The organism is Opitutaceae bacterium (assembly GCA_041395105.1).
In the GTDB taxonomy this organism is placed as follows: Bacteria; Verrucomicrobiota; Verrucomicrobiia; order Opitutales; family Opitutaceae; genus B12-G4.
This window is the reverse complement of the sequence record JAWLBB010000001.1, coordinates 684,727-708,212: the sequence shown is the minus strand read 5'-3', so window position 1 is coordinate 708,212 and position 23,486 is coordinate 684,727. Positions and strand designations below refer to the sequence as shown.

Below are 23,486 nucleotides of genomic sequence, written 5' to 3'. Positions count from 1 at the left end.
TCATGACCACCGCCAATCAAGTCCCCCAGGAAGACGCGTTCCACAGCCGACTCGACTTCGGACTCTGGAGGCGCGTCTTTTCCCACGCCCTTCACTACAAGCCCCAGCTCACTCTGCTCGGAATCTCCGCCGTGATCCTTGCGGCGATCGATGCCAGCTTCGTTCAGGTCACCCGCGCCGCCATCGACGAGGTCGTCGCCAACGGGCCGGGTGTCCGCCTCTGGCTCTACGGCGGCATCTACCTCGGTCTCACCGTCGGGCTGGCGAGCGGCGTCTTCATCTTCATCAACATGGCCGGCCAGATCTCCAATCGTGTCGCCCACGACATCCGCCGGGCCAGTTTCGAGCGCCTCCAGGAACTGGAATTCGCCTACTACGACACCCGCCCGATCGGCTGGCTGATCTCGAGGATGACTTCGGACTGCGACAAGCTTGCCCGTATCATCGCCTGGGGCTTCCTCGATTTCATCTGGGCCACCTGCCTGATCGTCTTCATCTCGATCATCCTCCTCGTCATGAACTGGAAGCTCGGATTGCTCCTGCTTTCCGTCCTCCCTCCCCTTGTCGTGATCAGCGCTTTCTTCCAGAAACGCCTGCTCCTGAGCGCCCGGGAAACCCGAAAATTCAACTCGCTCATCACCGGCTCCTTCAATGAGAGCATCCAGGGCATGCGGACATCGAAGACCTTGGTGCGCGAAGCCGAGAACCTGTCCGAGTTCAAGCTTCTGACCAGCGGCATGTTCGATGCCTCCGTCCGCAATTCCCTCCAGTCAGCCGTCTACCTGCCCATCGTGCTCACCCTCGGGAGCATCGCGGCCGGACTCGTTCTCTGGCAGGGAGGCATCGGCGTCATGGTTGGATCCATCACCGTCGGCACGCTCGTCGCCTTCATCTTCTACGCCGGACAGTTCTTCAACCCGATCAACCAGGTGGCCCGCGTCCTCGTCAACCTCCAGGGCGCCCAGGCGGCGGGCGAGCGGGTCATCAGCCTGCTCGACACCGTCCCGGCGATCAAGGATTCGCCGGAGGTCCTCGCCCGGATCGAAGCAACCGGCCACGGAGACAGGACTCCCGGCGTCGCGATCGACGGTCTGCCCGACCGGGTCGACGAAATCCGCTTCAGCCACGTCGATTTCGCCTATGAGAGCGGCCAGATGGTGCTTCGCGACTTCAACCTCACGGTCAAGGCCGGACAGATGATCGCCCTCGTCGGCCAGAGCGGCGGCGGCAAAAGCACCATCGTCAACCTGGCCAGCCGCTTTTACGAACCGACCGCCGGTGAAATCCTCATCAACGGGATCGACTACCGCCAACGCAGCCTCGCCTGGCTCCAGAGCAGGCTGGGCATCGTCCTCCAGACCCCCCACCTTTTCAGCGGCAGCGTGCTCGAGAACATCCGCTACGGCCGGCTGGAAGCCACCCGCGAGGAAGTCGAGGAAGCGGCCCGGCTGGTCAATGCCGACGGATTCATCAGCGAACTTGAGTACGGCTACTATACCGACGTGGGGGAAGGCGGCAACCGCCTTTCCACCGGTCAGAAGCAGCTCATCTCCTTCGCCCGGGCCCTCCTGGCGGATCCCCAGATCTTCATCATGGACGAGGCCACTTCGTCGATCGACACCGCGACTGAGCAACTTATCCAGGAAAGCCTCAAGACCATGTTCTCGGGCCGGATCAGCTTCGTCATCGCCCACCGCCTCTCCACCATCCGGGCGGCCGACCGCATCCTCGTGATCAACCAGGGGCGGATCGAGGAGAGCGGACGCCACGAGGAACTGATCGCCAACCGCGGCCATTACTACGAACTCTACACCAACCAGTTCCGCCGGGAGCAGGAGGAAGAGGTCCTCGAGGTGCGCTGAGCCGGAGGCTCGGCCAATGGCGTGGAAAACAATACGTAGCACAATACGTAGTATACTGGAATGGCGCACAGTTAAGGGTGTTGATCGTTGTTATGTCTCGGACAACCGTTGCGGCTGGCCGGGCCTCCGGCTCGTCGAGCCTACGCCTCGGAGAGGACGTCCAGCCCTGCTATGCATGCTCCGTTTCCAGGTGGTAGGGCGGGGCCTCCGGACCCGCCGTCGAAGAGCAAACAGAGCTTTGTTGGCTCATTGCGCCATGGCGCTAACTAAGCGCCATTCTGGTATACTACGTAGTAAAGGAAGGAACCAACCGCAGTATTCCGGAATGGCGCTCAGTTGAGGGGATCGATCGTCGAGTCCACCATCGACTGTCAGAACGGCGCGCCCGGCGGTCCCGGCCCTGCGCCTTTCCCTCACCGGACTGGAGGGTGTTACTCATCCACGTTCGGTAGAGCCTGAGGCCAAGCCCGTGATACACCTCTGAATCGCCGCCATCCAACGGGATCGAACCTGAAGAGAACAAACCCACAGCCGAAACAGGACCCATGCCGCACCGTTCACGTCTGAACACAAAGGAAGGATTCACTCTGGTTGAAGTCCTCGTGGCGTCGGTCGTACTGGGGATGGTCTTCCTCAGCTCCATCGGCGCCATGACCGTCGGCTACCGCCTGCTGGAGAACGCGCGCTTCAACACCCTGGCTGCCCAGATCATTCAAAGCGAAATCGAGACCCTTCGTCTGATGAACTGGGCCCAGATCTCCGCCCTCCCCTCCAATGAGGCCATCACCATCGACTCTGATCTGAACAATGCCTCGCTCAACCGCTTCACCGGCAATCGCATTTTGACCAGCTTGAGGGCCAATACCAAAGCCATCATTGTCAATGTCCAATGGACGGCCACCTCCGGCCAGGTTCATTCCCGCCGCTACACGACCTACATGGGCAAGGACGGCCTGAACGACTACTACTACACCAAGCTATGATCACGAATTGCACCAGGCGCGACAAACACAGTCAGAAGGGTGGATTCACCCTGACCGAAATCCTCATCGCCATCGTCATCGGCTCCATGGTCATGGGCGCCGTCATGTCGTCCTTTGTCTTTATCGCGAAGAGCTGCGTCAGCCTGAACGACTACTCGACCCTCGACCAGGAAAGCCGCTACGCCGTCGAGACTTTCAGCCGGGAAATCCGTGCCTCCTCCGACATTTCCGGATTCAGCACAGCCGGGCTTACCCTGACCGTCCCGGATGGTGCCGGATCCACCTACACCGTGAGCTACACCTACGTCCCGGCTGATCGCGCCTTCTACCGCGCCTACGGAACAGCCGATGAGGAAACCCTCTTGACCGGGGTCGAGGCCCTGACCCTGAAGCGCTTCAATCTTCTTCACAATGCCGCGACCAACAACCTTGAGACCAAGCAGATCCAGCTCGACGCCCGCACCGTCCGCTCCGGAGGAGGGAAGTTCCGCGCAACCAATAACGTCATCTCCGCGCGCTTCATCATGCGAAACAAGGTGGCCAGCAATTAACCCAGGTCCGTTTCCGTCACCCCAAGAGCAGCCCATGAGATCTCATCATTCAGGCGACAGCCGCCGCGGTTCGGTTCTCCTCGTCACCATGATCCTGACCCTCGGGTTGGCTATCTTCCTTGGATCCTATGTGAAGATGGCAATGGGATCCTATCAGCTTTCCACCCGGTCGTTTTATTCGAACAGTTGTCTGAACCTGGCGGAAGCCGGTCTCGAGGAAGCCCTCTTCGCCTTGAACAATTCGGATTGGACCGGGTGGACCGCGAACAGCGGTCACATGAACCGGACGATCTCGGGCATCAACCTCGGCTCGGGCAACACCGGGCAGATCCGGGTCCGGGTCTTCGACTACGCCACTGATCCGTCTCCCCGAATCGTTTCCGAGGGACTGGCCAACCTCAACTCCGGTCCCGCCCTGCGCAAGCAGGTCGAGATCACGGTGAGCAGGAAGTCCTTCTTCGCCAATGGCATCGTCGCCAAGGACACCGTCGAATTCAAGGGCGGCAATGCCTACGTCGACAGCTTTGATTCCTCCGATCCCGCCGCCTCGACCGGAGGGCTCTACGATTTCGCCAAGCGGAAGGACAACGGATCGGTCGGAAGCGTGCTCGTGACCTCCGATGCGGTTTCCATTTCCAACGCGGAGATCTGGGGCTATGTGGCCACCGGTGGTTCCGCCCCCACCGTCGGTTCAAATGGTAAAATCCATGGAGCGGACACCCCAAGCGGCGTTGACGTGGATACCAACCGGATTCGAACGGATTTCACCGCGAGCTTTGATTCGGTCACCGCTCCGGGATCCTTCACCGCGATTTACACCAATGTCAGTGGAAACATAACCCTCGGGACTCTGGGCAGCGCGACCACCATCAAGGCAACTTCCATCTCGAACAATAACGGTCAGGTCACCCAATTCGCCGGAGACGTCACCCTCGTGGTCAGTGGCGATATCGATATAAAGGGCGATTTCGTCGTTGGCGCCACTTCCTCACTCACGGTTTACGTGGCCGGAGACGTCGACATCGGTGGCAACGGGGTCATGAACCTGACCGGTCTCTCGGAAAAGCTCATCCTCTACGGCACCAACCCCACCTCACAGACGATCAAACTGCACGGCAACGGGGCCGCTCACGCCGCCATCTTTGCCCCCAACGCCGACCTGGAACTCAAGGGCGGCGGCAGCTCCGGCGTCTTCGTTGGCGCTGCCGTGGTCAAGACCGCCTTCATCAACGGCAACTTTGAGTTCCACTACGATGAAGCGCTCTCCAAGCTGGGATCCTCCGGAGTCTATACCGTCGGCGGCTGGCGCGAACTCAACGGAGCGGCACAACTGGTCTCGCTTTGAAAAGATGCAGGCTTTTTTGAATCCTGCCCGTCCGGCCTGCCGCGTGGCTCGATCGTAGAGGGTGGGCGTGAACGCCTCTCGACGACCTGCAAGGGCACCGGCTATTGGCGTCGGGTAGCCTCATTGAGTCCGAAGGCACACGCCAGGTTCGCCCCAACAGAGTGCCACCTCTGGAGTGACAAGCCAGGAATCGAGAGCTGAGAAGCTTTCCCGACTCCTCAATCTTCACTCAAGATTCTCCATTCCTGATTCGGAAACAGGCGTCGGTCCCGGAGCCTGTAAGCCGGATTCTGTCCGGCTCCCGAAGGAGCCTGGGCATCCATTTATCTGCCCCGCAAGCGGAGCCGCGCCGAAGCGCATGCGACTAACCCGGGACAATTGAGCGGGCCGCCCTGTCCCCTATTCTGTCTTGCACCGGATTGGGTTTTTCCTGCCCGTCCGATCACTCGTCCGGCGGTGGGCTCTTACCCCACCATTTCAACCTTACCCCCGACCGAAATCGATGGCGGTGTATTTTCTGTGACACTTTCCGTCACCTCCGCTTGACCGAAGGTGCCCCCGCTTTCACGGGGAATCCTGCCCTGTGGTGTCCGGACTTTCCTCTCAGGCGGACCCCGAAAAGCGTGCCGAAGCACGGCGTTTCAGAGAACCGACCAAGCGGATACCCGGCTCCGAGACCGACTAAGCCTCCGAATATAGGATGCGCGTGCAGTTATCGCAAGCCGTCAATTCGCCACCGCCGCGGACCTCGGCATCGACCCCGGCCGAGACCCTCAGATGACAGCCGGTGCATTTCTGCCCCTCGAGAGGCACGATGACCGGCAGGGCCAGCGAGGAAGCCAGGCGATCATAGACACTGATGCTCTTGAGGGGAACCTCACTCCGGGCCGCCTCGACGGCGGCACGAGCCGACTCCAACTCAACCTTGAGCTGCACCTCCCGCTCGGCCATTCGGGCGATCTGCTTCTCCTGGAAGGCGATCTCCGTCTTCTCCGTGGCCACCACTTCAGCCGACTTCGCACGGACCGTGTCCAGATCGTAGAGAACCTGGATCTCCGCACCTTCCAGCTCCGAGATCCTGGCCTCGGTCGCGGCAATTTCGTGGGTCAGGGCCTGATACTCCTCGTTCTTCTTGACCTGAATCTGCTGGTTGCGGTACTTGCGGACCTGCTCCTCAACCGAGGCGATCTCCTGTTCGAGCCGGCTGCGCTCCAGTTCGAGCTCCCGGACGCGGTGCTGGGCCGCTTCGATCGCCGCCCGATGCCCGGCGATCTTGCGCTCTGCCGCCTCACGCTCCCTCGGGACGGCATCGAGCTGCTTCTCAAGCAACGCCCGATGAGCGTCCCGGTCCTGCAGAATCAGCAACTTTTCCAGCCATTGGGGCACCATACCGCGCATTCAGCGATCGGAGGCCGGAACCGTCAAGGCCGGATCGGAACCGGAGGTCAGATAGGGCGGATTTTCCAACGTTGCCACTCCTCCCGGATGCGGCAGATGAGATCTTCTCCATCCCGGACACTCCTTCTCCTCTGTTTGCTCCTGTAAAACAACCGAAGAATCCAAAGTCATTTCCCCGGCGGTTGCTCTGGTCTTGGAGAATTTGAACAGGAGAGAAGAGAGGTAACGGAGGGCAGCAGACGGCAGCGGTGGTCTCACCAAACCGTTCGCCTGAGCGGACCTTCGAAGAACTGACAACTCTCGCGACTATACCCCCTCAGATATGGTACATCCGCTCGCCGCCCTCGGTCACGAGCGTGTCGAGAGTGAAACTCCGGGCTTTCTTCTCCAGAGTTCTCCGGATCTCGTCCCAGACCTCCGCCACCCGCCCGCCGGACAGACCCGCCGGCTTGCTGTTGATCTCGATAAGGTCCCCCTCAATGACCACGACGATGTCGAAAATGGTGATGGATTCAGGCGATCGAGCCAAGGAATACCCGCCCTGTTTTCCCCGGCGGCTGACGATCAATCCCCCGTTGCGCAGCTCCCCCAGAATCTGCACCAGGTAGTTGGCGGGAACCGCCTCGGATTCCGCCAATTCCTCGATATGCAGCAATTCCCGCGAGCCGTAATGCGCCGCCATTCGGGCCAGCACGCGACAGGCGTATTCGACTTTGACCGAAAGCTTCACGGAATCAATGTGTTACGACCATATCTTGGGTTGCCAACCCTAAAAAGTCAAAACAACCCGGCTGACCAAAAAAAGGTTGTCCGGGTCCGTGGATTTCGATGAGAATGTCCCATTGCCCAATTGACTGTATGCCTTCCGAACAAGACGACCCGATCAAATCCTTTCACGAACAGGGAACCGCCGACTACAACGCCTCGAAAATCCAGAAGCTTGAAGGACTCGAAGGGGTGCGCAAACGCCCCGACATGTATATTGGAGACACCAATGAACGTGGTCTCCACCATTGCGTTTTTGAAGTGGTCGACAATTCGATCGACGAAGCACTCGCCGGCTACTGCTCCCTCATCACCGTTTCCATCCACCTGGACGGATCCTGCTCCGTCGAGGACGACGGACGGGGCATCCCCGTCGATATCCACCCGACCTACGGGATTCCCGCCCTGGAACTCGTCCTGACCAACCTCCACGCCGGCGGCAAGTTCGGCAAAGGCGCCTACCAGGTCTCCGGTGGCCTTCACGGCGTCGGCGCCAAGTGCGTCAACGCCGTCTCCGAATGGTTTGAGGCGGAGGTCCGCCGGGAGGGCAAGATCCACCACATGCGCTTCGAGCGGGGTATAACCGTCTCCAAGCTGGCCCAGGTCGGTGACACCCGCAAGACCGGCACCAAGATCACCTTCAAGCCGGATCCGGAGATCTTCCAGACCACCCTGACCTTCGAATACGAACTCCTCGCCAAACGTCTCCGGGAACTGGCCTTCCTCAATCCCGGCATCAGCATCCGTCTCGCCGACGAACGCAACGAGAAGACCGAGAACTTCAAGTTCGACGAAGGCATCGCCGAATACGTCCGCTTTCTCAACCGGGCCAAATCCACCCTTCATCCGGACCCGATCACCTTTTCCGATTCCCAGTCGAACGAGGAAAATCCGGACCTTCCGGCCACCGTTGTCGATGTCTCGATGCAGTTCAATGACAGCTACAACGAGCAGATCTACGCCTACGCCAACTCCATCTTCAACACCGAGGGCGGCACCCACCTTTCCGGCTTCCGCACGGCACTGACCCGCGTGGTCAATACCTACGCCAAGACGAACAACCTGCTCAAGGACAAGGATCCCGCCATCACCGGCGACGATGCCCGCGAAGGCCTCATCGCCGTCATCTCGGTCAAGGTGCCCGAACCCCGCTTCGAGGGACAGACCAAGACGAAACTCTCCAATGGCGAGGTCGACGGGATCGTCCAGCGCGTGGTCGGCGACAAACTGAAGTTCTTCTTCGAGACCAATCCCCCGATCGCCAGGCGGATCATCGACAAATGCCTCAATTCGGCGCGTGCCCGCGAAGCCGCCCGCAAGGCCCGCGAGACCGTGCGCAAGGGCGCCCTCTACGGAGGGGGCCTGCCCGGCAAACTCGCGGACTGTTCCGAGCGCGATCCGGCCCTGACCGAGCTTTACATCGTCGAGGGCGACTCCGCCGGCGGCTCGGCCAAGCAGGGACGCGACCGCCGCACCCAGGCCATCCTGCCCCTGCGCGGCAAACTGATCAATTCCGAGAAGGCCCGGATCGACAAGGTCCTCGCCAATGAGGAAATCCGGACCATGATCACCGCCGTCGGCACCGGGATCGGCAACCATGAGGGCGAAGGCGCCTTCGATGCCAGCAAGGCCCGCTACCACAAGATCATCATCATGACGGACGCCGACGTCGACGGCTCCCATATCCGCACCCTCCTGCTCACCTTCCTCTACCGCCAGATGCACGGGCTGATCGAAAACGGCTATGTCTACATCGCCCAGCCCCCTCTCTACAAAATCAAGCGCAAGCGCCGCGAACAGTACGTCGAGAACGACGAGGAGCTCAACCGGATCCTGCTCGAACTCGGCTCCGAAGACGTCGTCCTCACCCGGATGCGGGACAATCACGTCTTCACCGGCAGCCAGATCGATACCATCGTCGAGGCACTTGCCCAACTTGAACGTCTCGGCCGCGGCGTCACCCGCTACGGAGCCACCCTCGAATCCTACCTCGACCAGCACAAGAACGGAACGTATCAACTTCCTAGATACATCGCCCGGGTTCGCGAGGGCAACCAGGAGACCCACGAGTACCTGATGGATGACCTGGCACGCTCCGCCTTTGTCCAGCGCATGGGCATGGAGGAAGACCAGTCCGAGCAGATCGACGTTCCCACCGCGGGCGGAGGCGCCAGCCGCCGCCTTTCCATCCATGAGATTTTTGAGGGCAATGAGATCTCCAAGCTCCTCCTCACCATGGCCGGCATCGGGATGGATGTGCAGCAGTTCACCCCGACCGACGAGGTCCGCTACACCCTGATCGAAAACCAGGACCAGAAGAGCGAGACGCGGATCGAACTCAAGACCATCCTCGATGTCCTCCGGGAGATCCGCGCCAGCGGCCGCCGCGGGCTGAGCATCCAGCGCTACAAGGGACTCGGCGAGATGAACCCCAAGCAGCTTTTCGAGACCACCATGGATCCAGCCAAACGCCGCCTCCTTCGCGTCAATATCGCCGACGCGGCCCGCGCCGATGAGTTGTTCACCATCCTGATGGGCGATGAGGTCCCGCCACGACGCGCCTTCATCGAAGACAACGCACTCAATGTCTCTTATCTCGACATCTGAAATCCCTTCAGAGGTTCGACCTGCAGGAGGGGCTTCACGCCTCGACCCCCGCTTCAACCTCTTCTGCAGTTTCCTTCCCTCAACCAAGTAAATGGATCCCGTTTCCGACAAGATCTCCCAGGTCAACATCACCGACATCATGCAGACGGCCTACATCGATTATTCGATGTCGGTCATCGTCGCCCGCGCCCTCCCCGATGCCCGCGACGGCTTGAAGCCCGTCCAGCGCCGCATCCTCTACGCCATGCTCCGCGAGGGCCTGCTCCACAACCGGGCCTTCGACAAGTGCGCCGGCGTCGTCGGTGAAGTCCTCAAGAACTATCACCCGCACGGGGACTCCTCCGTCTACGACACCCTCGTCCGCCTCGCCCAGAACTGGGTCATGCGCTACCCGCTGATCGAGCCCCAAGGCAATTTCGGATCGGTCGACGGCGATCCCCCGGCCGCCTACCGCTACACCGAGGCCCGGCTTTCCGCCATGGCGGAGGAACTCCTCAAGAACATCGACGAGGATACCGTGGACTTCGTTCCGAACTACAAGGAGTCCACCACCGAGCCCTCCGTCCTGCCCGCCGCCCTGCCCAACCTGCTCATGAACGGGTCCACCGGCATCGCAGTCGGCATGGCCACCAATATCCCGCCCCACAATCTCGACGAATTGATCGATGCCATCTGCGCCACCATCGACAATCCGAATATCAGCATCGATGAGATCATCGGACTGCTGCCCGGGCCCGATTTTCCCACCGGCGGGATCATAGCCGGACGCACCGGCATCGAGTCCTACCTGCGAACCGGACGGGGCATCGTCCGGATCAAGGGGCGCGTCCTCGTCGAGGAGACCAAGAGCGGGAAGGAGATGATCATCATCACCGAGATCCCCTACAATGTGAACCGCGCCTCCCTCGTCACCAAGATCGCCCAGCTGGTCTCGGACAAATCCCTCGAGGGGATCAGCGACCTGCGTGATGAATCCGACGAGAATACCCGGATTGTCATCGAACTGAAGCGCGGTGAAGTCCCGCGCGTCATCATCAACAAACTCTACAAGATGACCGCGATGGAGAGTTCCTTCGGCGTCATCCTCCTCGCTCTCGACAACCGGCGGCCCAAGCAGATGAACATCAAGGAGATGATCACCTGCTACGTCGATCACCGCCGGGAGGTCGTCTACCGCCGGACCCAGCACCGCCTCCGCCAGGCCGAGGACCGCGCCCATATCCTCGAGGGCTACAAAATCGCCCTCGACAACCTCGACGACTTCGTCCGGATCATCCGCGCCTCCGCCAACCGCGACGAGGCCCGGGATCGATTGATGGCGCGCTACCCGCTTTCCCTCCGCCAGACCAACGCCATTCTCGACCTGCGCCTCTACCAGCTGACCGGACTCGAACGCGAGAAGATCGAGAAGGAATACATGGAGCTGATGCAGCTGATCGGCGAACTGCGCAGCATTCTCGAAAGCGAGGCCAAACTGCTCGGCCTGATCAAGGATGAGCTGCTCGAGCTCAAGCCCAGGTATTCCCAGCCGCGACGGACCGAGATCGTCCCGGCTGAAGGCGAATTCCGGATGGAGGATGTCATCGCCAACGAGGGCTGCATCATCACGGTTTCCCGCCAGGGCTTCATCAAGCGAACCAGCGCCGACGAATACCGGTCCCAGAAACGCGGGGGCAAGGGTATCATTGGAACAGATACGTATGAGGAGGATTTCGTCGAACATCTCTTCACCGCCAGCACCCACGACTATATCCTGTTCTTCATGAACAATGGCCGAGTCTACGTGGAGAAGGTCTATGAGATCCCCGAGGGCGGACGGACGACCAAGGGCCGCTCGGTCGCCAATCTGCTCGCCATGCAGAAGGACGAAGCAATCGCCGCCATGATCTGCGTGAAGGACTTCAGCGCGGACCAGCACCTCGTCATGGCCACCCGCCGGGGCATCACCAAGAAGACCAGCCTTGCCGATTACTCAAACCCCCGCAAGGGAGGCATCATCGGCATCCGCATCATCGAGGGCGACAACCTGATGGGTGTCCGCCTGACCAATGGCGACAATGACGTCGTGCTCATTACCCGCCTGGGGCAGTCGATCCGGTTCCACGAGTCCGACCTGCGCGACCAGGGCCGGGCCACTCAGGGAGTGACCGGCGTCCGCTTCAAGCACGAAGGCGATTATGTCGAGGCGATCGAAATCGTCGACCCGGAGGCGACCCTGCTTGTGGCCAACGAGTCCGGCATCGGCAAGCGTTCCAGTTTCGACGACTACCGCCGCCAGAGCCGCGGCGGCAGCGGAATCAAGGCCATGAATATCAAGGAGGGCGGCGCCGTCGCCGGGGCACTCTCCGTTCGTGATGAAGACGAGATCATGCTCCTGACCAAGAGTGGCCAGACCGTCCGCTGTCCGGTCCGCGATATCCGCATCATCGGTCGGGTGACCCAGGGTGTGCGTCTGGTCAACCTTGCCCCGAAGGACAAGCTGATCGGCCTCGCCAAGATCGTCGAAGTCGACGAGGAGGAAGCCTGAAGAGGAGGATAAGCGGTAGGAGAGGCTCTACGCCTCGATTCGAGGCACAATCCCCTCCAGTCTTCCGTTCAGACCTAGATCTACTCCATGTCCTCTTCCCGTCTCCAACTCGTCATCTTCGATTTTGACGGGCTCATCATCGATACCGAGTCGGCCATCCTCGATGCATGGAGGGAAACCTACGCCCTCTGCCAACGACCGTTTCCTGCCGACATTTTCCAGGAAATGATCGGTCGGGCCGATCATCCCTTTGACCCCTGGCATGACCTTTCTCAATACGGCAGTTCGCCCCTCCCACCCGATGATCTGAAAGAGCGCTTCGAACAGATCCACCGCGAACAGATCGAGCAGTCGCCGGTCCTTCCCGGGGTGATTGAACGTCTCTTCGAGGCCAAAGCCCGGGGCATGAAGGCGGCGGTCGCCTCCAGTTCCAGCCACAGCTGGGTCGACCGGCACCTCAAGGAACGGGAACTGTTTCAACACTTTGACCTCATCCGCTGCCGCGACGATGTCGCCCGCGCCAAACCCTGGCCCGACCTCTACCTCGCCGTCCTCGATACCCTGCGGATCCCGGCCGAACGGGCCGCCGTGTTCGAGGATTCCCACAACGGCCTGACCGCCGCCCGGGCCGCCGGCATCCAATGTGTCGTCATCCCCAACGCCACCACCCGGACCCAGGACTTCACCGGGGCCACCCGGGTCATCTCCTCCCTCGAAGAATTCGATTTCGACTCATAAGGGGTCAGCCGGAATAGCATAAGGTAAGGGGTATTCAGGAGAGATCACGAGATGTAGCCGCGGCAGTCTCTTGCCGCGTATCCACGTTGACACGCCCCAAGAGACTGGGGCAACTACACCAGACAAATACACCAACAAGAAATGCCAGTTCTGAGCCAAAGAATCTGCTTATCTTGGTGCCATTCGGGCCTGACCCCGTCTCTTGACTCAACCGGCAAACCGGAACGACTTCACTCCCGCTACTCCCGGCTCAAAGGCAAAAAGATGCCCGGCCGCGGGTTGCTTCGGGTCGGCCTTGTCCCCACCGGCAGTCGTGATGTAGAGCGTCTTCAGATCCGGCCCCCCGAAGGCGCAGGAGGTCACACACTCAACCGGCACCTCGATCGAATCCAGCCTGCCCCCGGTTGCCGGGTCCCAGCGATGGACCGCCCATCCACCCCAATGCGCGACCCAGAGCTTTCCTTCCGCATCGATGGTCATTCCGTCCGGGAAACCGAGTTCCGGCGGCACGGAGACAACCGTGCGACGATGGGCGATCCCGCCTGTCGTCAGGTCATAGTCGAAGGCCCAGACTTCCCGGACCGGCGTATCAATATAATACATCGTCCGATGATCGTGACTCCAGGCGATCCCGTTGGAACAGGTCACCCCGGAAACCAGTGCCCGGATCTGGCCGGATGAATCATAGCAATAAAGGCACCCGGCCGCGCGCTCAGACTGCTTGGACATGGTTCCCGCCCAGAATCGACCGCCCGGATCGCATTTGCCGTCATTGAAACGATTGGTCGGCTTGTCCGACTCGGGCCGCGCGACCAACTCCATTCGACCCGTGTCGAAGTCCAGGGTGGCGATGCCCTCTTCCACCGCCACGAGAAGCCCGCCGGCTTCGCGAACGACCACGGTCCCCACCATCTGTCCGACCTCACAGGTCCGGTTCAGGCCCGATCGGGGATCAAAGCGATGGACCCGGCCCGCCGTTATGTCGACCCACCAGAGGCAGTCCTCACGCGCGTCCCAGAGAGCACCCTCCCCCAATCGCGCACCACATTCCAAAACCACCCGCGCCTTTTCCATGCTCTCAGCATCCAATAGGGCAACGCACGTTGGCCAGTGAAAACGATGACGGGGTCAGGCCGCTTTTTATCTATGAATTCGAATCCATGGATAAAAAGCGGCCTGACCCCGTCTCAAAAGAGCCGTCCCTGCCTCAGTACCTCCCGTTTCTCTCCATCCGCCGTGCTCTCTTCCACCATCTTCTGGAGCGAGAGCGCCTGACCCGAACCGTCAACGCCCAGGGTCCGCAGAACCAGGGCGGCCGCCAGAGCGTCAAAGAGCGCACAATGAAAATGGGCCCGACCCTTCGGGCACAGTTCCCGCCCCCGCGCCTCCAGTTCGGCGAAGAGACCCAGGGCATGGATGACTTCCTCCAAACCGGCCCTGGCCAGATCCGGGCGAAGACCGATGACGAGACGCCCCGTATCAATCCACGGGCCCCAGTCCGTTCGCCGCTCGCCAGTATTGAGGAAATCGGGAGACGTGCGCGGATACGGCCAGACGGCACGCAAGAGACGTCGCTCCGTCGCCGCAAAGTGCGCGGCGAGGACACCGGTTTCCCGCAGACAGGCAAAACGTTCCCATTCGCAGGAAAAAGGCTCGAGACCACTCAGTTCCTCGTCCCGGAGGCCGTGGACCCGGGTATCTTCCGACCAGATCGGCCCGGTCGAGGCGCAGAGCCGACCCTCGATCGCCGCAATCTCCCCGCGGTGGAGGGTCACCACCCCGTATTCCACGATCCCGGAACGGGTGCAGCCCTCGAAATCAATCATGTGCACCGGCACGGCCGTCCAATCCATTCCCACCATCCAAACCCTCATGGCGCCCATCGCGAGGCAATTCGATCAAGTGCTCTCCCGCATTGATCTCACGCCGAAACCAGGCAGATTCGGAACGATTCTCCAAATCCCTGACCTTCATCCTCCCAACTCGACATCCGCCGTGAGCCCGACTCCTGACTTCCAATCATTTGCCATTGAATTGGCCGAGGCGGCAGGCGAGATCATCCGCCCCTTCTTCGGCAACCCTTCCATCTCCGTTGACGCAAAGGCCGACGCCACCCCGGTCACACAGGCGGACCGCAATGCCGAGAGTGTTATCCGCGAACGGATCGCCCGCCGGTTTCCCGATCACGGCATCCTCGGCGAGGAATTCGGTGCGGAGCGCGCCGATGCCGAATACACCTGGGTGATCGATCCGATCGACGGCACCAAGTCCTTCATCACCGGTTGTCCGCTTTTCGGCACCCTGATCGCCCTCCTGCATCAGGGACGGCCCATCCTTGGACTCATTCACCAGCCCATCCTCCGCCAGATTTGCCTCGGAAACGGCAGCACAACGACGTTGAACGGCCGGGCGGTCAAGGTCCGCCGGGGCCTCCCATTGTCCTCGGCCAGTCTCCTGCTGACCAGTTTCCTCAGTGTGGGACGACACCAGGATGAGGCTGGCTTTGACCGTCTCTGTTCCGCCATCTCCCTCGCCCGCACCTGGGGAGACTGCTACGGATACCTGCTGGTCGCAGCGGGCTTCGCTGACATCATGCTGGACCCGATTGTCAACGATTGGGACAAACTCGCCCTCATCCCTGTCATCGAGGGCGCAGGCGGGATCATCACCGACTGGCAGGGCGGAGACCCCGTGACCGGGAGTTCCATCGTGGCCGCCTCCCCCGACCTTCACCCCGAAGTGATCGGCCTGCTCAATTGAAGCCGAGGGGGTCATTGCTTGACTCTTGACAAAAGCGGGGACGCTTTTGTCAAGAGTCAAGCAATGACCCCCTTGTTCTGACCCCTTGTTCCCTATTTCACGTAGTCCGCCGTGATGGTGGAGATCAGGCCGCCGCGCGGCTTCCAGCGGGAAGTTACAGTCAGGCGGCGCGGCTGGAGCACCGCCACGAGATCCTCGAGAATCCGGTTGGTCACCGCCTCATAGAATATCCCCTCATTGCGGTAGGCATTGAAGTAGAGCTTCAGAGCCTTCAACTCGACACAGAGCTGGTCCGCCACATAGGTCACGGTCATTTCCGCGAAATCCGGCTGCCCGGTTTTCGGACACATGGAGGTGAACTCGGGCGAGGTGTGTTCGATCACATAGTCGCGCCCGGGAGCAGGATTGGGAAAGGTATCCAGGATGCCTCGATCACTCATGCCTCTCTCATATCCCGGAGCGAACGAAAGAAAAGCGTAAAGGGCCAAAAAGGGGTCATTGCTTGACTCTTGACAAACTCGGGACCGAGTTTGTCAAGAGTCAAGCAATGACCCCTTCGATCAGCCCCTTATTTGGCGGTCTCGATGAAGCGCTGTTCGCGGATGACGGTCACCTTGATCGTGCTGGGATACTGGAGTTCGTCCTCAATCCTGCGCCGGAGGGTCCGGGCGATGGCGGAGGCCTGTTCATCCGTTACGGTGGTGGGATGGACGACCGCGCGGATCTCCCGTCCCGCCTGGATGGCATAGGCGCCCTGAACCCCTTCGATTGAGAGAGCCAGTTTCTCCAGACGCTCCAGTCGTTCGATATAGGAAGACATCAGCTCAGCCCGTGCCCCCGGACGGACGGCCGAAATGGTGTCGGCGAGAATGACCAGCCCGGCGTAGAGTGATTCCGGTTTGACCTCCTCGTGGTGGGCGGCGACGGCGTTGACCACCACGGGGTCCTCTCCCAACCGCTTGAGGAATTCCGCTCCGATCAGCGCGTGGCTCCCTTCATACTCCGCATCAATCGCCTTACCGAGATCATGGAAAAGTCCGGCTCGTTTGGCGATGGCAGGGTCCAGACCCAACTCCGAGGCAATAAGCGAACAGAGACGGGCCACTTCGATCGAATGGTCGAGGGCGTTCTGGGTGAAGGAGTGGCGAAACTTGAGTTTGCCGACGAGCTGGATGACCTCCGGATGGACCGACGCGAGTTTGAGCGTCCGTATCGCGTCCTCGCCTGCCTCTTCAACCAGTCCGGCCACCTCCGAATGCGCTTCCCGCACACCTTCTTCGATGCTGGCCGGGTGGATCCGGCCATCCTCGATCAATCGTTCAAGAGCGATCTTGGCGACCTGACGCCGGACCGGGTCAAACGATGAAATGAGGACCATCTGCGGAGATTCATCAATGAGCAGGGTCGTGCCTGTGGCCGCCTCGAAGCACTTGATATTGCGCCCCTCGCGGCCGATGATCCGCCCCTTCATGTCATCGTTGGGCAACTGGACGATGGTGGCCGTGATGTCGTTGGTCGGCTTGCTGGTCAGCCGCTGCATGGCAGAAATGAGGATTCCCCGGGCTTCCCGCTGAAGGTCCCGTTCCGACCGTTCGAGGACGTCCCGGCGAAGCTCATGCAGCTCGTCGGCGCACTCGCGTCTGACCTCCTCCCGAAGCCCCTCCTTGATCTCGTTGACATCGAGATTGGCGAGATTCTCCATCGTCCGACGCAGGTCGCGCGACATCTTGGCCACAGCTTCACGATCCTCCTCCACGGCGGCACTCTGTTGTTCGAGCTGCCGCTCGCGCAGGGTCAGCTGGTGATCAAGCGACCCAATGGATTCCTCATGGGACCGGATCTCCGCCAGAGCCGCTTCGATCTCCATCTCCTGCCGCTCGGTCTCATTGCGCAATTCGGCCCTCCGTCGTTCGATCTCGATCTCGGCCTGGCTGCGGAATTCGTCGGCGATCAGCGCACCCTTTCTCCGGGCTGATTCGATAATTTCCCTGGCCGTGCGTTCCGCCCGCCTCCGGGATTCCCGGCACCCGTACCAGGCCAGAAAGGACCCGACGACTGCTCCGATCAGCCCTGCACCAATCAGAACCAGGCTGGCTGTGCCCAGCTGGCCAAGGATCAAGACGGAGAGGTGCAGTGTCGGTTCAGCACTCAAACGGCACAAGATAGAGTATCGGAAGGACGGAGATCAACTTTTTCCCAAGGCCGACTCCCGGAGCCGGAACCATGCAGCCGGAGGTTGAGAGATGGGGCAAGATGCTGAGATGCAGTGGGCTGAGGAATTCCGAGGAATACCCGAAGGTACTTCGAGCGAGTGACGCAAGTTCGATGCGCTCAACAGGTTGCCTCAAATCGACCTGATCGACTGCATGGGTTCGGCTGGGATCCTTTCCGCATGGGACGCCACTGTTTGTTTGACCACAGTTGGATTTGCTTCAGACCCCGAAGCACCTATGTTGCCCCAGTTTCCCGTCCAGTTTTCCTGAAACCGTCCTTTGTCCAACACTCAGAGCCAGCACCGTTTTTCCGACCTGGTCCGACTCGCTTCCCGCAGCCGGTTCGATCCCATTACCCCGCTGGCCATGCTCCTGCTCTGCGTGATCGGGGTCTTCTTTATTTACAGCGCCCAGGTGTATACCGGGCGGACCCAGTATGTCTCCCAGTTGATCTGGATCGGCCTGGGAGCGGTCGCCTACCTCGCCGTCTCCCGGGTGGACTACAAGATTTTCCTGACCTACTCCCACTGGGTATGGGCGCTGGCGGTATTGCTGCTGCTCATCGTGATCTCTCCACTCGGGGTGGCCCGAGGCGGCTCCCAGCGGTGGATCGATCTCGGTGTTTTTCTCTTCCAGCCGGTCGAAACCGCCAAGTTCGGGGTCCTCATCATGGCCGCCAGCATCCTCGCCCGTTCGGAGATCGGATCCATCCGAGAATCGCTTCAAGTCCTTGGCAAAATGGCGCTTGCGGTTTCCATTCCGATGTTCTTGATCTTGCTTCAGCCCGATCTCGGATCGGCGCTCGTGCTCCCCCCGATGATTTTCTCGCTCCTTTTCGTCTCCAATCTGGCGAAACGTTTTTTTGTCACTGCCATCGCCCTTTTCCTGCTCCTTTTGAGCGTGGTCGCAGTGGACATCTACAGTTATAATCGGTTCATGGAGACGAACAACCTGTCGTACACCAACGACAAGGGGGCCTATGAGCCGCATTCCATTCTGCCTCTCCACGATTACCAGCGGAATCGTATTCTGTCCTTCGTGGCGCCCGACCAGATCGAACCCATGGGGATCGGCTGGAACCTGCGCCAGTCGCTTATCTCCGTCGGTTCCGGCGGACTGAGCGGCAAAGGCTGGACAGAGGGCACACAAGCCAAACTGGGTTACCTTCCCCGGGGGGTTGCCCACAACGATTTTATTTTCTCCGTGCTGGCGGAGGAAAAAGGTTTTTTGGGAAGCGTCACTGTTCTGGGCCTCTTCGGTCTGATTCTCGGCAACGGTATCCGTATTGCCGGGATGGCCCGCGATCGCTTCGGCATGCTACTCGCTCTGGGAGTAACTGTTATCTTTGCCGTACATGTCTTCGTGAATATCGCGATGACAATTGGATTGATCCCCATAACAGGTCTGCCGCTTCCCTTCTTAAGTTATGGAGGCTCATTCTTACTCAGTTGCTGCATCCTGCAGGGTCTGGTCCAGAGTGTTTACCGGTTCCGCAAGGATTTCTGAGCGCATCGTTGCGTTCAGATCCCCTTTCAGATCACCCGGCGCGCTCGGCCAGGACTCTCACGTCGCACTGACGAATGGCCTCCCCAATGTCCAGGGAACAGCCAGACCATGACACAACAGGGATCACCCAACACCAATCAAGACAACGCCGAACGCTACGACGAGGAACTCAAATCACCTCCACGGGAAAACCGGGAAGTACGAGTCGATAATGGCAAGCTGAGACAGGCCGCCCGCGACCGGGCCAAAAAAAAGCCGCTCATCGCCAAACTCGTCGACTCCCTCCGCAAGGAGAAGAAGGAATTCCGCGAACTCATCATCAATTCCGAACCGCTCGAGAAGCGGGTCGGCCTGCTCGTCGACGGCATCCTCGACAAGTTCGATATCGAGCGCGCCTCCGGCGGCGACCGGGTCGTCGGCGGCATCTACAAGGGCCGGATCAAGAACCTGGATCCCGGGCTGAAGGCCGCCTTCGTTGATGTCGGCCTGCCCAAGAACGCCTTCCTCCATTACTGGGACATTCTTCCATCCGCCGCCGACTCCTCCATCGAGGTGGTCCGGGTGAACAAATCGACCCAGAAGCGCAAGAACGAGAAGATCACGATCAAGGACATCCCGAGTTCCTACCCGGTCGGAACCGAGATCGTCATCCAGGTGACCAAGGGACCGATCGGCACAAAAGGACCCCGGACCACGACCAACCTTTCGCTGCCCGGACGATTCATCGTCCTGATGCCCTACTCCGATCAATGCGGTATCTCCCGCAAGATCGAAGACAACAAGGAACGGGCCCGCCTCAAGAAGATCATCCAGAGCCTGACCATTCCCGAGGGCATGGGAATCATCGTCCGCACCGCCGGCGAGGGCAAAAAGGCCCGTTACTTCGTTCGCGACCTCCACATCCTTCTCAAGAAATGGGACGAGATCTCGCGGAAGATGGACACTGAGAGGGCGCCCGCCTGCCTTTACCAGGAGCCCGACCTGGTCGAGCGCACCGTGCGAGACTTCCTGACCGAGGAGGTGGATCGAGTCCTCATCGACAACAAGGAGGACCAGCAGCGGATGGTCGAGCTGGTCTCGGAGATATCCTCCCGTTCGAAGAACAAGGTCACCTACTACAAGGACAACATCCCGATTTTCGAGCGCTTCAACATCGAGCGCCAGATCGAGCAGACCTTCCTCCGCCACGTCAACCTGCCCTCCGGCGGTCAGATCGTCATCGACGAGACCGAGGCGCTCATCGCCATCGACGTCAATACCGGTGCCCACAAGACCCGTTCCGGAGACGAGAAGGACACCATTTTCCAGGTCAACTGCGAAGCAGCCACCGAGATCGCCCGCCAGATCCGGCTGCGGAATATCGGCGGACTCATCATCATCGATTTCATCGACATGAAGCAGCGCCGTCACCGCAACTCCATCCTCAGCCGGATGAAGGAGGCGATGGCGGACGACAAGGCAAAGACCCACATCCTGCCCATCTCGCCGCTGGGTATCATGCAGATGACCCGCCAACGGCAGCAGGAGAGCGTCTCATCCGGTCTGTATGCCGACTGCCCCTATTGCCGAGGCCGGGGGATCGTCAAATCCGCCACCTCGATCAGCGTCGAACTCCAGCGCAAGCTGGCCAGCGAAGTCCGCCGCATCCGGGCCCGGGATCCGGAGAAGGAGCTCTCCCTGCGCATCCTCGTTCATCCCAACGTGATCGAACGCCTGCGCAGCGAGGACGCCGACCTCCTGGTCAGTCTGGAACGCAACTACAACGTCCACCTCACCTTCCGGGCCGACCCGACCTACCACGTCGAGAATTACAAGATCCTCAACGCGGAAACCGGCGAGGATCTCGGCTGAGGCGAGACTGGTGTGGATGATGCCTTCGGATTGGTGGCTTTGGCAGCGCTTCAGGTAGGGCGCGGACCTTGGTCCGCGCCGTTCCCGGTCCTTCGGCGCGGCACGGCGCGAGCGCCCGCCCGACAGGCCATCCACCGGACTTCAGGGAAGACGGTAGACTTCGACCAGGCCGGCGCCCTCTCCATCGTCCACTCCACGAACGACGGCCGTGTAGTTGCCGGGCGGGAGGACGGTGAAAATGGCGGCATCAGCCGTCCCGGGCTCGAAGGCAAAAGCACCGACCACGCCGGTGACCTCGTTGAGGGCATCCAGATTCGGTGCCTCCTCCCAATCATCGTTCTCATTGATGAGCACGCTTGCGCCATTGACCGTCCGGAAAAGGATGATCCTGGGATTCTCGAGAAGACCGGTCACTCCGAAACCGGCCAGGGACGGACCCACCCCCCGGATGAGGACACCCTGGGCGGCCGTTCCCTCGATCACGAATCCCGCGATCATGGCGGAGGCCCCTGTGCCGACCGGACCCCGGGTCGAGATATTCATCAGCCTTGCCTCCACCAGAGGTTCCGCCACCCCGTAGACTTCGGCCAGGGAAATCCCCGCTGCACCATCCGCTCCAGAAACCTTGGCGGTATAGAGGCCGTCGGTCAGGCTCATGAGAATGGCTGCATCCAGACTTCCCGGAATCAGGGGATAGGCGCCCACCGCTCCGCTCGCCCATTTGAGCTCAACCAGATTGGGCGCATCCTCCCAACGTTGATTCGAACGCAGGATTCCCGTCGATCCGACCAGGTCAAGCAGGGGATCGGGATTGAACCCACTGACCCCGAAATCGGTCAGGGTCGGACCGAGTCCACGGACCAAAGTCGGAAGACTGCCGGTTCCCCGAATCACAAATCCCGGAAACATGCGCTGGCTGGTCTCGATGACACTCCCCCGGGTCGAGATATTGGAAAGGCGGCTCTCCACCCCCTCGAGGACCTGGACCTCGGCGGGATCACTCCAGCCTTCGCCGGCCGCGTTGGAAACCCTGACCCGGTAGGTTCCCGCGTCGGCCATTTCGGCTGCACCCAGATCGAGAACGGGACCATCGGCACCGGGGATCACCGCCCCCTCAAAGGTCCAGCCATAGGTGGCGGTCGGCCAGTCCGACGCCACAACCTGCAGAACCACCCGATCGCCCGGTGCCACCACCAGCGAAAAGGGCTGCACCACGATCGTCGGAGTTCCGACCGGGATGGCCGCCCGGTTGGGTTGGTCGCGGCCAAACTTCGGCCACGAACTCTCCGCCAGCGCCTGGTCCCCATGAAGCGCATACACGTAGTTGTCAAAGGACCCCGCATAGATCGTTCCGTCATCGCCGATGGCCGGTGAGGAATCGACCCAGTCGCCCGTCAGATGTCTCCAGCGAAGGGATCCGTCCGGATTCAGGCAGGTGATGGCGGCGTCGCTCCCGCCGAAGACCACCGATCCATCGGCCCGCACGGCCGGACTCGAGGCAATACTCCCGGCGATCGCGTAACGCCAGCGCAGGGTCCCTTCGGGGTTGAGCGCGTAGAGATATCCGTCGAAGGATCCGAAAAAAACCGCCCCGTCCGGACCAATGGCCGGCGAGGACTGGATCGAGTCCCCGGTCTGGTAGGTCCAGCGAAGCACCCCCGACGGTTCGAGCGCGTAGAGCGACCCGTCGTCCGAGCCGACCATGATGTTGCCGGCCGCATCGATGGCCGGAGAGCTGAGGACCGGCCCCCCGGTAGCGTGGGACCATTTCAACACCCCGTCCGAATCGATGGCATAGATCGAATTGTCCCACGACCCCACATAGACCGTCCCGTCCGCTCCGACCGCCGGTGAGGAATCGACCCAGTCCTGCGTCGGGAAGACCCATTTCAGGGTCCCGTTCGGATTGATGGCGTGAAGGTCGCCGTCGCCCGATCCCACATAGACGGTTCCGTCCAGACCCACCGCCGGAGACGAGTAGATGTAGTTGTCTGTCTGATACGCCCACGAGATCGAGCCGCTTGATCGCACCGCATAGAGCTTTCCGTCCCAGCAACCAACATAGACGGTCCCGTCAGGCCCGACCGCCGGACTGCTGTCGATCCAGTCGGGCAGATTGACCATCCACTTCCGGGTGCCGGTCGCCGGATTGAGGGCGAAAAGCATCGATTGGGTCGGGCTCGGGGATTCGGTTCCGATATAAACGGTCCCATCCGGCGCCAGGGCCGGCGAGGAAAGAAAGACGGTTCCCGTCACCCACTGGTAGGTCCAACGCAGGCTTCCATCCACCTGTCCCCATGCACCAAGGGGAAGGAGATGGAGAAGGCCAAGGCCCAGGGCCCATCCCTTCCACAGTCGCATCAGCCGGTTGCACCTCGTC

The 23,486-nt window shown here is 60.8% G+C and carries 17 protein-coding genes and 1 other RNA gene; 10 read left to right on the top strand and 8 right to left on the bottom strand.

The features are described 5' to 3' along the window. Positions 1–2: 2 nt before the first annotated feature. The 4 genes from R3F07_02755 to R3F07_02740 all read left to right on the top strand — a co-directional run bounded on the left by R3F07_02755 (position 3) and on the right by R3F07_02740 (position 4,741). On the top strand, positions 3–1,862 hold the full coding sequence (locus R3F07_02755; protein MEZ5275285.1) for an ABC transporter ATP-binding protein: 1,860 nt from the start codon (positions 3–5) through the stop codon (positions 1,860–1,862). Between the two features lie 545 nt (positions 1,863–2,407). Beyond that, positions 2,408–2,845, top strand: coding sequence for a type II secretion system protein (locus R3F07_02750; protein MEZ5275284.1), 438 nt, complete (start codon positions 2,408–2,410; stop codon positions 2,843–2,845). Further along, positions 2,842–3,396: a prepilin-type N-terminal cleavage/methylation domain-containing protein gene (locus R3F07_02745; protein MEZ5275283.1), complete on the top strand. Its 555-nt coding sequence runs from the start codon at positions 2,842–2,844 to the stop codon at positions 3,394–3,396. Before R3F07_02750 ends, R3F07_02745 begins: the two co-directional genes overlap by 4 nt. A gap of 34 nt (positions 3,397–3,430) precedes the next feature. Further along, positions 3,431–4,741, top strand: a complete 1,311-nt coding sequence (locus R3F07_02740) for a hypothetical protein (GenBank protein ID MEZ5275282.1) — start codon at positions 3,431–3,433, stop codon at positions 4,739–4,741. Between the two features lie 263 nt (positions 4,742–5,004). Here R3F07_02740 and rnpB read toward each other — a convergent pair. The 3 genes from rnpB to R3F07_02725 all read right to left on the bottom strand — a co-directional run bounded on the left by rnpB (position 5,005) and on the right by R3F07_02725 (position 6,869). Further along, positions 5,005–5,418, bottom strand: an RNA gene (gene rnpB / locus R3F07_02735) — RNase P RNA component class A. A gap of 4 nt (positions 5,419–5,422) precedes the next feature. Continuing rightward, positions 5,423–6,139, bottom strand: coding sequence for a C4-type zinc ribbon domain-containing protein (locus R3F07_02730; GenBank protein MEZ5275281.1), 717 nt, complete (start codon positions 6,137–6,139; stop codon positions 5,423–5,425). Between the two features lie 316 nt (positions 6,140–6,455). Beyond that, the gene (locus R3F07_02725) at positions 6,456–6,869 is read right to left on the bottom strand and encodes an Rrf2 family transcriptional regulator (GenBank protein MEZ5275280.1); all 414 of its coding nucleotides are present in this window, start codon (positions 6,867–6,869) and stop codon (positions 6,456–6,458) included. A gap of 128 nt (positions 6,870–6,997) precedes the next feature. On the opposite strand from R3F07_02725, the gene gyrB reads away from it, so the two are divergent. The 3 genes from gyrB (at position 6,998) to R3F07_02710 (ending at position 12,776) form a co-directional block, all read left to right on the top strand. Continuing rightward, positions 6,998–9,511, top strand: coding sequence for a DNA topoisomerase (ATP-hydrolyzing) subunit B (gyrB, locus tag R3F07_02720; protein MEZ5275279.1), 2,514 nt, complete (start codon positions 6,998–7,000; stop codon positions 9,509–9,511). A gap of 91 nt (positions 9,512–9,602) precedes the next feature. Continuing rightward, positions 9,603–12,038 carry a DNA gyrase subunit A gene (gyrA, locus tag R3F07_02715; protein MEZ5275278.1) on the top strand — a complete coding sequence of 812 codons (2,436 nt, stop codon included), beginning with the start codon at positions 9,603–9,605 and terminating at the stop codon, positions 12,036–12,038. An 87-nt stretch (positions 12,039–12,125) separates the two neighbouring features. Beyond that, positions 12,126–12,776: an HAD-IA family hydrolase gene (locus tag R3F07_02710; protein ID MEZ5275277.1), complete on the top strand. Its 651-nt coding sequence runs from the start codon at positions 12,126–12,128 to the stop codon at positions 12,774–12,776. 207 nt (positions 12,777–12,983) lie between these two features. Here the strand turns inward: R3F07_02710 and R3F07_02705 are convergent, their stop codons facing one another. Then, positions 12,984–13,850 carry an SMP-30/gluconolactonase/LRE family protein gene (locus tag R3F07_02705; protein ID MEZ5275276.1) on the bottom strand — a complete coding sequence of 289 codons (867 nt, stop codon included), beginning with the start codon at positions 13,848–13,850 and terminating at the stop codon, positions 12,984–12,986. Between the two features lie 113 nt (positions 13,851–13,963). Further along, positions 13,964–14,629: a 3'-5' exonuclease gene (locus tag R3F07_02700; GenBank protein MEZ5275275.1), complete on the bottom strand. Its 666-nt coding sequence runs from the start codon at positions 14,627–14,629 to the stop codon at positions 13,964–13,966. 142 nt (positions 14,630–14,771) lie between these two features. Between R3F07_02700 and hisN the strand changes: the two genes are divergently transcribed. Then, positions 14,772–15,536 carry a histidinol-phosphatase gene (gene hisN / locus R3F07_02695; protein MEZ5275274.1) on the top strand — a complete coding sequence of 255 codons (765 nt, stop codon included), beginning with the start codon at positions 14,772–14,774 and terminating at the stop codon, positions 15,534–15,536. A 92-nt stretch (positions 15,537–15,628) separates the two neighbouring features. Here hisN and queF read toward each other — a convergent pair whose 3' ends face one another. Together queF and rny are read right to left on the bottom strand one after the other, a co-directional pair. Then, the gene (gene queF, locus R3F07_02690) at positions 15,629–15,976 is read right to left on the bottom strand and encodes a preQ(1) synthase (GenBank protein ID MEZ5275273.1); all 348 of its coding nucleotides are present in this window, start codon (positions 15,974–15,976) and stop codon (positions 15,629–15,631) included. Positions 15,977–16,104: 128 nt separating this feature from the next. Then, entirely contained in the window at positions 16,105–17,688 is a 1,584-nt protein-coding gene (gene rny / locus R3F07_02685; protein ID MEZ5275272.1) for a ribonuclease Y, read from the bottom strand. Positions 17,689–18,028: 340 nt separating this feature from the next. Here rny and rodA point away from each other — a divergent pair, with 340 nt between their 5' ends. Further along, a complete protein-coding gene (rodA, locus tag R3F07_02680) occupies positions 18,029–19,255 on the top strand; it encodes a rod shape-determining protein RodA (protein MEZ5275271.1) in 1,227 nt (408 codons plus the stop codon). 108 nt (positions 19,256–19,363) lie between these two features. Beyond that, positions 19,364–21,106, top strand: a complete 1,743-nt coding sequence (locus tag R3F07_02675) for an Rne/Rng family ribonuclease (protein ID MEZ5275270.1) — start codon at positions 19,364–19,366, stop codon at positions 21,104–21,106. A 141-nt stretch (positions 21,107–21,247) separates the two neighbouring features. On the opposite strand, the gene R3F07_02670 is transcribed toward R3F07_02675, so the two are convergent. Continuing rightward, complete coding sequence (locus R3F07_02670; protein MEZ5275269.1) at positions 21,248–23,467, bottom strand: PQQ-binding-like beta-propeller repeat protein; 2,220 nt, start codon at positions 23,465–23,467, stop codon at positions 21,248–21,250. Positions 23,468–23,486: the final 19 nt, after the last annotated feature.